The organism is Parafrankia irregularis (assembly GCF_001536285.1).
In the GTDB taxonomy this organism is placed as follows: domain Bacteria; phylum Actinomycetota; class Actinomycetes; order Frankiales; family Frankiaceae; genus Parafrankia; species Parafrankia irregularis.
Genome location: NZ_FAOZ01000035.1, coordinates 67,839 through 81,144, shown reverse-complemented (window position 1 = coordinate 81,144; position 13,306 = coordinate 67,839). Strand labels below are relative to the sequence as shown.

Below are 13,306 nucleotides of genomic sequence, written 5' to 3'. Positions count from 1 at the left end.
GTCAGTCTCCGGGTTTGTTGGCCAGTTGTGGTCGCCCACAGACGCACTGCTCCGCTGCGGTCGCCGGTGGCGAGGGTGGTGCCGTCCGGGGAGAACCTCACCGTCTCCACACCGCTGCCGCTGGTCAGTTTCTGGGTTTGTTGGCCGGTGCTGGTTTCCCACAGGCGGACTGCTCCGCTGGTGTCGCTGGTGGCGAGGGTGGTGCCGTCCGGGGAGAATGCCACTGTCTTCACCCAGCCGTGGTGGCCGGTTAGTTTCCGGGTTTGTCGGCCAGTGGTGGTTTCCCACAGGTGGACCGCTCCGCCGCGGTCAGCGGTCGCGAGGGTGGTGCCGTCCGGGGAGAACGCCACCGCCTCCACCAAGCCGTGATGGCCGGTCAGCAGGCGTAGCGGGCGCAGGGTGGCCATGTGCAGGAGCGCCACGGTTGGACCCCAACCGACCGCGAGAACACCGTCGGGGGTGACTGCGGCGCAGGTGATGGCGGCGGGGCCAGGAAGAACCATGAGATCGACGGGGTCGCGGCCGGGGATCGCGGCTCGGGCAAGCTCGGGACTTTGCGCGGCCTCGGAGTCGAGCAGCGGGTTGAGGAGCGCCGCGTCCGTCCAGAGGCTGCTGGTCAGCCGTGCCCCGCTGAGAGCGGGGTGGACGAGTAGCGCGCCGGTGAGGTTGGCGCCGGTGAGGTTGGCGCCAGTCAGGTCGGCGTGGTGTAGGCGGGCCCCGCTGAGGTTGGCCCCGCGCATGTTCGCGAACCGCAGGTTCTGGCCGGCCAGGTCTTGGCCGCGCAGGTCCTGACCGGCGAGCTGAGCGCCGTCGATGGTCAGGTCCATCCGGCGGGTGATACGCAGGGCATTGCTGCGAGCCGTGCCATTGGTATCCCTGCGGTCGGCTAGGGCGGAACGGGCCCATCGCCGTAAATCGGCGTGCGGGGCGGCGCCGTGCAAGAAGTCGACCATCAGCTCGGACATCTCTCGTCCGGAGAGCAGCCCTGGGGCGACCTCGTCGTCCGTCTGGGCGAGCTGGGCGGCAGCCTGCACGGCGACGAGATACTCCAGCACGGAGCGGTGTACGAAGCTGAACGTGTTGTCGTCGGTGCGCGTGAGCAGGCTGCCGGAGCCGACCATGAATACTGCATGCCCCGGTTCAATCTTCGCTTCCCCAAGGTCGTTCAGGGTCGCCTGCACGGTAGTCGATAGGCCGGCGAGGTCCGTGGTGTCCTGCCCGCTTTCCCACAGGAAGACCGCGAGCGCGTCGACGGCCCGCCGTAACTGGTCGGCATCGAGAGTCTGGTGCCCGCCGCGGGTCGGTCGACGGCGTGCCACCTCGTGGTGTAGCCAGCGCTCCAGCAGCTTGGCGTACAGGTCCGCGGAGGTGATGGTGCCGTCGGCCGCGCGGGCGTTCAGCAAATCCTCTTCGTCGAGGTCGGCGATGAACCCCAGCATGCGGGGATTGGCTGACAGGCCCAGCAAGTCACGGATGGAACCGATGAGGGTGAGCCGGCTCTCGGCTCGCCGGGTCGCCTCCGCGCAGCTTTCCTCATCAGTGAGGGCGGCCCCGCGAGTCTCAGTCTCTGCGGTGACCTGTCGGCGGAAAAGCTGGACGAGGAACTGGCGGATCTGGTCGTGGTCGAAGTCGGCGAGGTGGATCTCGCGGCTACCTGCCCCGAGCCGCACTGCGGTACCGAGCTCGGTGCGGTGCTGGCTGTTGGTGAGAAAATGCTGGGTCCGGCTGGTCAGGACCACCTTGGCCCGGCCGGTAACCGCGGAGAGGACCATGCGTAGGTATTCGGCCGCGTTGTCGTAGGTCACCCGCAGCGCCAGCTCGTCGAACCCGTCGAAGAGAAGCACGACTTGGCCTTGGTCCACCTTGCGGCGCACCTTACGGACATCGACGCCGTGCTCGCCCTCCTTGCTCAGGTGTAGTGCCAGTAGGTCGTCGATCGAATGTGTCTTCTCCAGGGTCCGCAGCTCGACCAGTATCGGCACGATCTGGGGCAGCTCCTTCGGGATTCTCCGGGCGAGTTCCCTGAGCAGGAAGGTCTTGCCGTGCCCGAAGGCACCCAGCACCAGCAGGAAGCGTGCTTCCTCAACATCAAGCCAGTCGCGCATCGCGGCAAACACGTCATCCTGTACGTCGTGCCGTTCGCCCCGGCCGACGATGAGGCTGTCGATGGCATTGCCGGCCACGGTGTAGCGTTGCGGCACGTACAATCCAGGTGGATACGTGGGATCATCGGTTAGGCGCTGCGTCTGGCGGGCCACATACCGGCGCGGATCCCAGCGGCCCTCGAACTTTGTCAGGCTGAACACCTGGATCCGGTGCCGCCGAGCGTGACGGAGAGCCTCTTCCCCTGCGGGATCACCGAGATGGACCAGCTCGGAACCCACGAACTCGTCGATCGGCACGTAGACCGGCTTCACCACCGCCTCGTAGAAGGCCTCGACCGCGGCCACGTCGGGGGAATCGATGCTGACCCCTACGGGCCACCGTTGCCGTTCGCCGTCGCGTTCCCCGGCCACGTCCAGGTAGCCGGACAGCCCGCGTGCCCTGCCCCGGCGGATCGTCGCCTCGGGATGGCGTAGTCGGCACGCCTCCTCTGCCAGTTCGAGTAGTTGGGCGGTCAACGCATCTCGGTCCGGTCCCGGGAACGGTGGTGCCGGCTGGCCCCTGACCTCGCCGCTGTCACCCGGAAAGGCCGGTGAAATCTTGGGAGTCGTTGCCTGACCTCCGAAGGCCGCCCGCATCCCCTCGATCAGAACTCTGTGGGCGTCGTCCTCGCCGCGGTCGACCAGGCTGATCCGGGCGATCTCACGTATCAGCGGCGGCGACTCGCACGGCACCACCCGAACGGGAACCAGCAGCCGGCGCCCGGAGACTGAATCCGCCAGCGCCGAGTTCAACTCCGCCCTGGGCCACTCGGACCTGAGGTAGGCGGGGGAGAGGATCACCACTACGCAGGACGCCGCCGTCAGCTCCTGAACGGTCCATTCGACGAGGTTGCGGCCGGGAACCGCGTGCCAGGCCTGTAGCCGGGGCTGGTATCCGGCCTGTTGCAGCTGCCAGGCGACCCACAGCGCCCAAGGCTCGTCCGCCGCCGCATAGCTGATGAAGACCGCGCGGCGAGTCGCTGGCGTTCCCGTGCCGCCGTTCTGGCCCCCGATGACCCCCGTCATAAGTGCCAAGCCTGCCACGTACCGTCACAGAGCGGACGGCCGCTCTGTCGATCCCGACATCCGTCGGGGGTGGGGTGAGGTCAGTCGTTGCCGACGAGGACGCCGCCGGCTTCCTCGATGGTGATCGGGGTGGTGGCGTTGAGGGCGACGGCGTCGAGGGGGAAGGCCTGGGCGACGCCGGGGACGGTGAAGTAGCCGTCCCAGGTCACGGTGAGGGTCACCTGGTACGTCCCGGGCCGGTGGTACTGGTGGGTGACGTAGGCGTCCGGGTGGTCGCGGGGGGAGATCGCCGGGTCGTAGGGTCGGCCGGGGGCGTCCGGGCCGGTCTCGCCGTCGCCGAACTGCCAGGAGTAGTGCGGGACCGCGCTGATCGTCGCCAGCACCGGTTGGGTGACGTCGAAGGTGAACGCGGCGGGCACGCCGGTGTACATGATCGTCGGGAGGTTCGCGAAGCTGTTCCCGATCGGCTGGACGACGACCTTCGGGGTGGGCAGCAGCTCCTCGCGCAGGTAGTCGGCGAACTGTGCGGCGAGGTCGTCGACGGCGATGCCGTCGGGGTCGTAGAGGACCGGCCCGCAGTCGGCGATCAGGGCGTCGTACTCGGCCCGCTCCGCCGCGGTCATCTCCGGGGGGGCTCCGACACCGGTCAGCGCCGCGCATCTCGCGTCCGGGTCGGGTGGGCAGTCGTCGCCGCAGCCACCACCGGTGCCGGTGCCGTCGTCGAGCGGGACCTTGGTGAGGTAGCCGCCGCGGTAGTGGTACTGGAAGCCGTTGTCCGTGGCGCGGGTGTCGCAGCTGCCCCAGACGGCTCCCGTGCAGGCGCCCTGCGGGTCTGGTGCGGCGAGGGCCGGCCGGGTGGCGCCGGGCAGCGGTCCGCCGCCGGGCGCCAGTATCGCGGCGATCACCGCCGCCCCCACCAGCATGGTGCGGGTGGCCGCGCGGGCCGAGGTCGGCGGGTGAGCACGGGGACCGGGGCGGGGGCGGCTGCCGCTCATGACGGCCGTCCCGCCGCGTAGGTGATGTTCTGGATGCGCCAGCCCGGGCCGGTCAGGACGAGCCGTGCGACGGCGGAGCGGGTCGGGACCGCGGGCACCTGCCCGGCGTCGCGCCCGGCCGGGTCGAGGAGCCCGACCGCGCGGGTGGTCGCGGCGAACCGGACGTCGACGACGGTGCCGCGGCGTGCTCCCGCCGCCAGGCCGGTGATCTCGTAGGGTGCCTGGGCGGCCCGGGCGCCGGTCTGGTCGAGGTAGCGGGTCATGCCGACGTCGAGCGCGCAGGTCTGGCAGCCGGGCAGCGCGGTCGCGGAGATGTCGGCGACCCGGCCGGCCTGCGCGGCCGCGTTGATCTCGCCGTAGTAGGCGGAGACGACCCGGCCGGCGCCGGCGGGGGAGTCGTCCCTGGCCGCGGGCCCACCGGCGGCTCCGCCCGTACCTCCCGTGCCCGCGGGGCCTGCCGCGCCCGTGGCGGCCGTGGCGGCGGGCCCGGCGGCGGCGGTGGTTGCCGGTGCCTCGGTGCCGGCCCCGGCCCCGGCGCCGGCGCCGGCGCCGGCCGATGCCGCCGAAGTGGTGGCGGAGCCGGGGCGGGCTGGGGGCGGTGCGCCGGCCGACCGGCCCTGCGCGTCGCCGCACCCGGCGAGGGACACGCCCGCGCAGAGGGTGAGGACGACCGAGACAGCGGCGACCGGGACAGCGCCGGCCGAGACAGTGGCGATGACAAGCCTCCGGCATGCGGCGAAACGTGACGATCCAGCGTCAGTCCGCACAGGGTGTCACGATAGACGTTCGCTGGCGCCGTCGGGAACGGGCATCAACGAACCGGCGTCGTCGCGCCCTAATATCAGTTCGATGATGACCACGGCGGAAGGCGGCGACGCCCGCCGCGGTGGGCCCACGTACGACCACGCCCGGACCGCGGCCGGAGATCCGGCTGATGAGTCGACCGATGTCGCCAGCGGTGGCCCGGTGGGCGATGGGGCAGGTGAGGGGGCCGACGCGGGCCAGGTCATCGCCCGGTACCTCGATCATGTGGACGGTGAGCGCGGGCTGGCGCGTAACTCGGTGCTCGCCTACCGCCGGGATCTGCGCCGCTACCAGGAGCACCTGTCGGGGCGGGGAATCCGGTCGCTCGGCGCGGTCGGCGAGGCGCAGATCGCGCAGTTCGCCATCACGTTGCGTACCGGCGACGAGTCGCATCCGCCGCTCGCGGCGGCGTCGGTCGCCCGGATGCTGGTCGCGGTGCGGTCGCTGCATCGCTACGCGGCCCGCGAGGGGGATGTGAGCGCGGACGTGGCCGGGCTGGTCCGGCCGGCGGCTCCGCCGCGGCGTCCACCCCGGGCGCTGACAGTCGACCAGGTGACGGCGCTCATCCTGCAGGCCGGGGCGGCCACGGGGGAGGATCAGACCGGCCTGGCCCGCCGGCTGCGCTCCGCGGCCCTGCTCGAGCTGCTGTACGGGACCGGTGCTCGGATCTCGGAGGCGGTCGGGCTCGACCTCGACGATCTCGACCTGGACGAATCCGTGGTCCGGCTGCGCGGCAAGGGCGGGCGGGGCCGGGTGGTGCCGCTGGGGCGCTATGCGGTGATCGCGCTGGAACGGTATCTGCGGGGCGGCCGACCGCTGCTGGTGGCCGGCGTCGGAGATGCTGGCCCGGCGGTGTTCGTCTCGCGGCGGGGTACCCGGCTGTCCCGCCAGAGCGCCTGGTCGGCGTTGCGGGCGGCGGCGGACGCGGCCGGTGTGACCGGGGCGTCACCGCATGTGCTGCGGCACTCGTTCGCGGCACACCTGCTCGATCGCGGCGCGGACGTACGGGTCGTCCAGGAGTTGCTGGGTCACGCGTCGGTCAGCACGACCCAGATCTACACCCTGACGAACACGGACCTGACGACCATGGACCATCTTCGCGAGGTGTACACGTCGTCGCATCCGCGGGCGGTGCCATGCCCATGCCCGGGCACGACCGCAACAGTGACAGCGCCGGCGGTGACGAGACTGCCCGTGCCGGCGCCGGTCGGAGAGCGGCCGATCGGTGATGGTGATCCGATCGGCGCAGGTGATCGTGATGGTGCCCGGTCGCCCGAGGCGGGAGCGTAGCCGCCCGCCTCAGGACGGATGACCGGGAGGCCGGCTCAGGACGGGGTGTACGGCCCGAGGCTCGGCATGCCGTTGGAGGGCGCGGGCGAGGGGACCCCGCCGACACCGCCAACCGACTGGTTGCTGCGCTCGGCGAGGGTTTCGCCCACCTTGCGCGCGATCGCTTCCATCAGGCGCAGTGCCTGCGGCAGCGACAGGTTCAGCACCACTTCGCTGTCGTTCGTCATCGCGAAGCGAACCGATACGTCCGCCATTGCTCGACCTCTCTCGCCTGACTCGGAAGGTCTACCTACCGAAGATCTGTCTGGTGCGTATGACTGGGGTACGTGTGACTGGGAACGGTACGGCCCATCTTGGACGAACGCACGCTCGGGGTTCCCTGAAGCGGGCCGCCCCTCACGGTGTGTCAGATCGTTGGCGCTCCATGTCGCGGTCAGAGTTCTGTGCGGATCCGCCACTGGTCCTGCTCCTTCGCCGGTCGCGACGCTTTTCCTGAGGTCCGCGCTGCTGTTCGTCGGGCCTGGGGTGCAGGCCGGCCCGGGATTCGCGGTCGCGATCGTAGCTGCCCCGTTGTTCCCTCATAGTCCACTATCGGGTGAGTGTCCGCGTCGGCGGGGTGGGGAAAAATGTCCTGTCGTCTCCCGTTGTGGCATCTGTGCTGGCCGTGGGCCCTCGTCGGATCTGACGCCCAGTCCACGTGAGCGCCCCGGGGCCCGCCGGACGACCCGGGCAACTGGGAGCGGAGTCACAGGCGTCACAGCCAGCACAGGCTGTGACGCACACCAGCACCTGCGGGCCGATTCGGGCAGGATGGGTTTCGTGACCTCAGCCGCGCCCTCCCTTCCTGACGTGTCCTCCCTCGCGATCGGCATCCTGGGCGGTTCCGGGCCCCAGGGTGGCGGGCTCGCGGTCCGTTTCGCGCTGGCCGGGCACCGGGTGCTCGTCGGCTCGCGCTCGGCGGAACGCGGTCGGGACGCCGCAGCCAAGCTCTCCGGGGCCGGGCGGCTCGTCGAGGGTGGGGACAACGCCGACGTCGCCGAGCAGGCGGACGTGGTCATCGTCGCGGTGCCCTGGGAGGGCCACGGCGAACTGCTCGCCGACCTGCGCAAGCAGCTGGCGGGCAAGATCGTCATCGACTGTGTCAACCCGATGGGCTTCGACAAGGGCGGCGCCTTCGCGCTGCCGGTCGAGGAGGGCAGTGCCGCGCAGCAGGCCGCGGCCGTGCTGCCGGACAGCACCGTCGTCGGCGCCTTCCACCACGTCTCCGCGGTCCTGCTCATGGACGAGTCGGTCGCGTCCATCGACACCGACATCCTGGTCGTCGGCGACGACCGCCCGGCGACCGACACGGTGATCGCGCTCGCGAACCGGATCCCCGGGATGCGCGGCATCTACGCCGGCAAGCTGCGCAACGCCGGTCAGGTCGAGGCGCTCACCGCGAACCTCATCTCCGTCAACCGCCGCTACAAGGCGCACGCCGGCCTGCGGGTCACCGACGTCTGAGGCGTCTGGGGACGTCCGGGACGACCGCGGAGACGTCCGAAGCGCCTCCCGGCACGGGCTCGGGTGAGACTGGCGGTATGACGTCCCCGCCGGCGGCACCGTTCCCGGGCTCGTCCCGCGGGCCCGCCCGTGACGACCTGGGTGCCCGTAATGACTCGGGCGCCCGTGACGACCTGGGTGATCTGGTGCCCGTGCCGGCGGTGGTCCGGCGGGTGGTCTCCCTGGTGCCGAGCCTGACGGAGTCCGTCGCGGCGAGCGCACCGGAGCTGCTGGTGGGTGCCACCGACTGGTGCTCCCACCCACCGGGCCTCGCGGTGCGTCGGGTGCGTGGGACGAAGAACCCGGATCTGGCCGCCATCGAGGCGCTGGCGCCCGACCTGGTCTGCGCCAACGCGGAGGAGAACCGCGCGGAGGATCTGGCCGCGTTGCGCGCGGCGGGTCTCGCGGTCTGGGTCACCGCGCCGACCACCGTCCCCGCGGCGCTGCGCAGCCTCGACCGGCTGCTGCGGCTGGGCTGCGGCCTGGCGCGCCCGGACTGGCTGGACGTCGCGGAGCAGGTGTGGGCGGAACCGTTCCGCGGCCGGCGCCGCCGCGCGATCATCCCGATCTGGCGGCGGCCGTGGATGGCGGTCGGGCGGGACACCTTCACCGGCGACGTGCTGGCCCGGCTCGGAGTGGACAACGCGCTGGCCGGATCCGAGCAGCGCTACCCGCGGGTGGACATCGCCGCGCTGCCACCGCACGACCTGGTGGTGCTGCCGGATGAGCCGTACGCGTTCAGCCTGTCCGACGGCCCGGAGTCGTTCGAGGCCCGGGCGGTCTGCGTGTCCGGCCGGCTGCTGACGTGGTACGGCCCGTCCCTGGTGCAGGCACGGGCCGACCTCGCGAACGCGCTGGCGTCTCAGTAGTCGCTGGTAAGGCCGCCGGTCAACGGCTCGACCGCCGGCGGCTCATGGCCGGCGGTCAGTAATGGCCGGCGGTCAGTAGCTGTGCTCCACCGTCGGGTACACCCCGCGGGAGACCTCGTCGCTGTACGCCGCGGCCGCGTCGGCCAGCGCCGTCCGCAGCTCGGCGAAGCGCTTGACGAAGCGAGGTGCCTGGCCGCCGCTGAGCCCGGCCATGTCCTGCCAGACGAGCACCTGCGCGTCGCAGTCCGCGCCCGCGCCGATGCCCACGGTGGAGATCGTCAGTTCCTTGGTCACCCGGGCGGCCAGATCGGCGGGTACGACCTCCAGCACGACCGCGAACGCGCCGGCCTCCTGCAGGCCCAGCGCGTCGGCGAGCAGCACGTCACCGGCGCGGTCACGCCCCTGGACGCGGTAGCCGCCCAGCGTGTGGACACTCTGCGGGGTGAGGCCCAGGTGGCCGACCACCGGGACGCCGGCGGCGACGAGCGCCTCGACCTGTGGCAGCACCCGCGCGCCGCCCTCGAGCTTGACCGCCTGGGCGCCGCCCTCCTTGAGGAACCTGGCGGCCGTCTCCAGCGCCTGCTGCGGGCTCGACTGGTAGGAGCCGAAGGGCAGGTCGGCGACGACCATCGCGTTCGACGCGCCGCGCACCACCGCCTGCACCAGCGGGATCATCTCGTCGACCGTGATCGGAACGGTGGTCTCGTAGCCGTAGACCGTGTTCGCGGCGGAGTCACCGACGAGCAGGACCGGGATGCCGACCTCGTCGAAGATTCCGGCCGAGAGAACGTCGTAGGAGGTGAGCATGGCCCACTTCTCGCCCCGCTCCTTGGCGGCGCGGATGTCGCGCACCGTCGTCCGGCCGCTGCGGCCCAGGCGGATCGAACGGGTCGAGCGGGTCGTGCTCCGGGCGCCGGTCGCGGCGGTGGTGGTGCCAGTGGCGCCGGTGGTGCCGGATGCATCGGTCGCGGCGGGTGCGGTGGCGGCCGCGGCGGTGGTCGGCGCGCCGTAGAGCGTCGCCGCCTCGTCGCTGCCGTCGGCGGCGCTGGCTGAGGTGGGGCTGGCTGGGGTGGAGCTGGGGCCGCCCGCGGCGGAGGAGGTGGGATTGCCGATCGACGAGTTCATGCAAACTCCCGGTAAGCCGTCCGGGCGCGGGATCGCGTCCCGGCGTGTCTCCATGCTGCCACCGAGAGGGCTGTCGCTGACAGGTCTGGCGCGGGCCTGCCCGTACCGGGCCATCATTCGTGCCGGTGATGTCGCCAGCTGCGCCGGAACGGCTGCGGGCGGTGTTCTGGCGGATGCACGTCCCGGCGGAATCGGCCGGGTGTGGTGTGGCCGGCCGTCGCAGGGACGTTACCCAGGCGTGTTGTTCGCGCAATCAGATGCATGTGGCGTCGAACGCACGTACTCTCCGATCTTGACAAATCCTCGGGGCCGGGAAACACCGGCACGATGGGCCCGGTGTCGACCGGGCCAGGCATTCGCGGCCGTGCTCCACGGCCGCGTGAATCGTGAATGGTGCGAAGAAGGCGCGGGTGGCGGCGGGCATGTGGACGGATCGGCCGGGCGACCGGCGCAGGCGCGACGCCTTCCACGGGCGACCCGGCAAGGCGGTCTGATGTCGGTGGCACATGCCAACGGGACGGACCCGCGTGAACACTCGTCCCGGCCACCGTCAGGTGTGGCCCGCCCACCGGGGCGGCCCCGTGACACCCGGCGCGACCCGCTGATCATCGAGGCCACCCTGACGGAGCTCGCGGCCAACGGCTTCGGGGGCCTGTCCATGGAGGCGGTCGCGGCCGCGGCGGGCGTGGGCAAGGCCACCGTCTACCGGCGGTGGCCGACGAAGGGCGCCCTGGTCGCCGAGGCGCTCGCGACCCTGGCCACCTCGCACGAGCCGCATGACACCGGATCCCTGCGCGACGACCTGGTCGCGGCGGTGAACGCGGTGCGCCGGCACGGCATCCAGACGCTGTCGGGGCGGATCATGCCCCGGGTGCTGGCGGAGAAGGAGTCCCACCCCGACCTGTTCGACACCTACCGCCAGCAGGTGATCGTCCCGGCCCGGGAACAGGTCGCGAACGTGCTGCGCCGCGGGGTTGCCAGCGGTGAGCTCAAGGCGGACCTCGACATCGACCTGGCGACGGACATGCTGGTCGGCCCGGTCTCGTACCGGCAGTACACCGCCGGCAGCAACGAGGTGAGCGGGACGCGGATCAGTCAGATCGTCGACACCGTTCTGGGCGGCATCCGCGCCGACTGACGCGCTCCGCGATCGGGCTGGCCGACGCCGCCGGAAAATCGCCTGGGGACGCTCTGTGCGCACGAGTAGCATCGCGATCGGGGAGGCACCCCGCCGCGCGTGCGTGGCCCCGCCCGGCTCCGGCCGGCGTCGGGTGCCGGGCATCAGGTGCCGGCGTGGGCTGTCGTCCCGACAAATGAACAGCCTCCAGAGTTCATCACCAGCCATGGTCAGGGCGTGCGTGGGTGCGCCCGGCCATCCGTTTACTGCCGCAGGAGAATCCGGTGTCCGACGTCCGCGTTACCGTTCAGCGAGGTCAGCAGGCCGAGGAGCGGGTGGTGCGGGCGGGTACGACGGCCGCCGAGCTCTTCGACGGCGAGCGGTCGGTGATCGCCGCCCGGGTCGGTGGCCGCCAGCGTGACCTGGCCCATCCACTGGCTGAAGGGGACGTCGTCGAGCCGATCACCGTCGACTCGCCGGACGGGCGGGCGATCGTGCGCCACTCGTGCGCGCACGTGGTCGCCCAGGCCGTGCAGGACCTGTTCCCCAAGGCGAAGCTCGGGATCGGCCCGCCGATCCAGGACGGCTTCTACTACGACTTCGACGTCGAGCGCCCCTTCACCCCGGAGGACCTCAAGGCCGTCGAGAAGCGCGCCCAGGAGATCATCAAGGCGGGCCAGCGGTTCTCCCGCCGGGTCGTCACCGACGACGAGGCCCGCGCCGAGCTCGCCGACGAGCCGTACAAGATCGAGCTGATCGGGCTGAAGTCGAGCGCGGGTGACGACGCCGAGGCCTCGGTCGAGGTGGGCGCTGGCGAGCTCACCATCTACGACAACCTCGACCCGAAGTCGGGCGAGCTATGCTGGAAGGACCTGTGCCGCGGGCCGCACGTGCCCACCACCCGGCACATCCCCGCGTTCGCGGTGCAGCGCTCCGCGGCGGCCTACTGGCGGGGCAGCGAGCGCAACCCGCAGCTGCAGCGCATCTACGGCACCGCCTGGGAGTCGCGCGAGGCGCTGAAGGAGTACCAGCACCGCCTCGCCGAGGCGGAGAAGCGCGACCACCGGCGCCTCGGCGCCGAGCTGGACCTGTTCTCGTTCCCGACCGAGATCGGCCCGGGGCTGGCCGTGTTCCACCCCAAGGGCGGCGCGATCCGCACCGTCATGGAGGACTACTCGCGCCGCCGGCACATCGAGGCCGGGTACGAGTTCGTGAACACCCCGCACATCACCAAGTCCGACCTGTACGAGATCTCCGGGCACCTGGACTGGTTCGCCGACGGCATGTACCCGCCCATGCAGCTCGACGGCGGGGCGGACTACTACCTCAAGCCGATGAACTGCCCGATGCACATCCTGATCTTCCGGTCACGCGGCCGGTCGTACCGGGAGCTGCCGCTGCGGCTGTTCGAGTTCGGCACCGTCTACCGGTACGAGAAGTCCGGCGTGGTGCACGGCCTGACCCGGGTGCGCGGGCTCACCCAGGACGACGCGCACCTCTTCTGCGCCCGTGAGCAGCTCCCGGAGGAGCTCGACTCCGTCCTGAAGTTCGTCCTCGGGCTGCTGCGCGACTACGGCCTGGAGGACTTCTACCTGGAGCTGTCGACCCGTCCCGAGGGCAAGGCGATCGGCTCGGACGAGGAGTGGGCGGAGGCCACCGAGCTGCTGCGCGAGGCCGCCTCCAAGCAGGACCTCGAACTGGTGATGGACGAGGGCGGCGGCGCCTTCTACGGGCCGAAGATCTCGGTGCAGGCCAAGGACGCGATCGGGCGGACCTGGCAGCTGTCCACCATCCAGGTGGACTTCCAGCTCCCGCAGCGGTTCGACATGACCTACCAGGCCGCCGACGGCACCCGCCAGCGCCCCTTCATGATCCACCGGGCGCTGTTCGGCACGATCGAGCGCTTCTTCGCGATCCTGCTGGAGCACTACGCCGGCGCGCTGCCGCCCTGGCTGGCCCCGGTGCAGGTCGTCGGCATCCCGATCACCGACGAGCACGTGCCCTACCTCGACGACGTCGCGGCGAAGCTGCGGGAGCGCGGCATCCGGGTCGAGGTCGACTCCTCCGACGACCGGATGCAGAAGAAGATCCGCACCGCGCAGAAGCAGAAGGTGCCCTTCATGCTGCTCGCTGGCGACGAGGACGTCTCGAAGGGCGCGGTGTCCTTCCGGTTCCGTGACGGCACGCAGCGCAACGGCGTGCCGGTCGACGAGGCCATCGCCGAGATCCTCGACGCCGTGGACCGCCGCATCCAGGTCTGAGCCGCGAAGGCGAACGTGGACCCGGCGACTGCACACCGGGTCCACGGAACAGCGACCACCCTCGTGGCCGACCGTCCGGTCAGGGAAGGCCGTCGCGGCTGACCAGGCAGGCGGCCAGACCCACCAGGCAGGC

At 71.4% G+C, this 13,306-nt stretch carries 10 protein-coding genes; 5 read left to right on the top strand and 5 right to left on the bottom strand.

The genetic code is table 11. The annotated features are described in order from the left end of the window. The 3 genes from AWX74_RS40370 to AWX74_RS32965 all read right to left on the bottom strand — a co-directional run. On the bottom strand, nucleotides 1-3,170 hold a 3,170-nt coding region (locus AWX74_RS40370; protein ID WP_114476444.1), incomplete at its 3' end, for a TIR domain-containing protein. 80 nt (nucleotides 3,171-3,250) lie between these two features. Beyond that, nucleotides 3,251-4,165, bottom strand: coding sequence for a PKD domain-containing protein (locus AWX74_RS32970; RefSeq protein WP_423212989.1), 915 nt, complete (start codon nucleotides 4,163-4,165; stop codon nucleotides 3,251-3,253). Further along, nucleotides 4,162-4,932 carry a hypothetical protein gene (locus AWX74_RS32965; RefSeq protein ID WP_091284683.1) on the bottom strand — a complete coding sequence of 257 codons (771 nt, stop codon included), beginning with the start codon at nucleotides 4,930-4,932 and terminating at the stop codon, nucleotides 4,162-4,164. Before AWX74_RS32965 ends, AWX74_RS32970 begins: the two co-directional genes overlap by 4 nt. An 82-nt stretch (nucleotides 4,933-5,014) precedes the next feature. Between AWX74_RS32965 and AWX74_RS32960 the strand changes: the two genes are divergently transcribed. Further along, nucleotides 5,015-6,259, top strand: a complete 1,245-nt coding sequence (locus AWX74_RS32960; RefSeq protein ID WP_091284681.1) for a tyrosine recombinase — start codon at nucleotides 5,015-5,017, stop codon at nucleotides 6,257-6,259. A 35-nt stretch (nucleotides 6,260-6,294) separates the two neighbouring features. On the opposite strand, the gene AWX74_RS32955 is transcribed toward AWX74_RS32960, so the two are convergent. Beyond that, nucleotides 6,295-6,513 carry a hypothetical protein gene (locus AWX74_RS32955; RefSeq protein WP_006542192.1) on the bottom strand — a complete coding sequence of 73 codons (219 nt, stop codon included), beginning with the start codon at nucleotides 6,511-6,513 and terminating at the stop codon, nucleotides 6,295-6,297. Nucleotides 6,514-7,078: 565 nt separating this feature from the next. On the opposite strand from AWX74_RS32955, the gene npdG reads away from it, so the two are divergent. Further along, entirely contained in the window at nucleotides 7,079-7,762 is a 684-nt protein-coding gene (gene npdG, locus AWX74_RS32950; RefSeq protein WP_242666525.1) for an NADPH-dependent F420 reductase, read from the top strand. 77 nt (nucleotides 7,763-7,839) lie between these two features. After that, complete coding sequence (locus AWX74_RS32945; RefSeq protein WP_091284677.1) at nucleotides 7,840-8,670, top strand: helical backbone metal receptor; 831 nt, start codon at nucleotides 7,840-7,842, stop codon at nucleotides 8,668-8,670. Nucleotides 8,671-8,742: 72 nt separating this feature from the next. Here the strand turns inward: AWX74_RS32945 and panB are convergent, their stop codons facing one another. Continuing rightward, the gene (gene panB, locus AWX74_RS32940; protein ID WP_091284676.1) at nucleotides 8,743-9,795 is read right to left on the bottom strand and encodes a 3-methyl-2-oxobutanoate hydroxymethyltransferase; all 1,053 of its coding nucleotides are present in this window, start codon (nucleotides 9,793-9,795) and stop codon (nucleotides 8,743-8,745) included. A 493-nt stretch (nucleotides 9,796-10,288) separates the two neighbouring features. On the opposite strand from panB, the gene AWX74_RS32935 reads away from it, so the two are divergent. Both AWX74_RS32935 and thrS read left to right on the top strand, forming a co-directional pair. Beyond that, the gene (locus AWX74_RS32935) at nucleotides 10,289-10,933 is read left to right on the top strand and encodes a TetR-like C-terminal domain-containing protein (protein ID WP_054566668.1); all 645 of its coding nucleotides are present in this window, start codon (nucleotides 10,289-10,291) and stop codon (nucleotides 10,931-10,933) included. 263 nt (nucleotides 10,934-11,196) lie between these two features. Further along, on the top strand, nucleotides 11,197-13,173 hold the full coding sequence (thrS, locus tag AWX74_RS32930; RefSeq protein ID WP_091284673.1) for a threonine--tRNA ligase: 1,977 nt from the start codon (nucleotides 11,197-11,199) through the stop codon (nucleotides 13,171-13,173). The last annotated feature ends 133 nt before the right edge of the window (nucleotides 13,174-13,306 follow it).

What these genes read in the sequence shown, in the direction of transcription:
- AWX74_RS32970 (WP_423212989.1), bottom strand. Translation starts at nt 4,165, where the DNA reads ATGAGCGGCAGCCGCCCCCGCCCCGGTCCCCGTGCTCACCCGCCGACC.
- AWX74_RS32960 (WP_091284681.1), top strand. Translation starts at nt 5,015, where the DNA reads ATGATGACCACGGCGGAAGGCGGCGACGCCCGCCGCGGTGGGCCCACG.
- AWX74_RS32955 (WP_006542192.1), bottom strand. Translation starts at nt 6,513, where the DNA reads ATGGCGGACGTATCGGTTCGCTTCGCGATGACGAACGACAGCGAAGTG.
- AWX74_RS32945 (WP_091284677.1), top strand. Translation starts at nt 7,840, where the DNA reads ATGACGTCCCCGCCGGCGGCACCGTTCCCGGGCTCGTCCCGCGGGCCC.
- panB (WP_091284676.1), bottom strand. Translation starts at nt 9,795, where the DNA reads ATGAACTCGTCGATCGGCAATCCCACCTCCTCCGCCGCGGGCGGCCCC.
- AWX74_RS32935 (WP_054566668.1), top strand. Translation starts at nt 10,289, where the DNA reads ATGTCGGTGGCACATGCCAACGGGACGGACCCGCGTGAACACTCGTCC.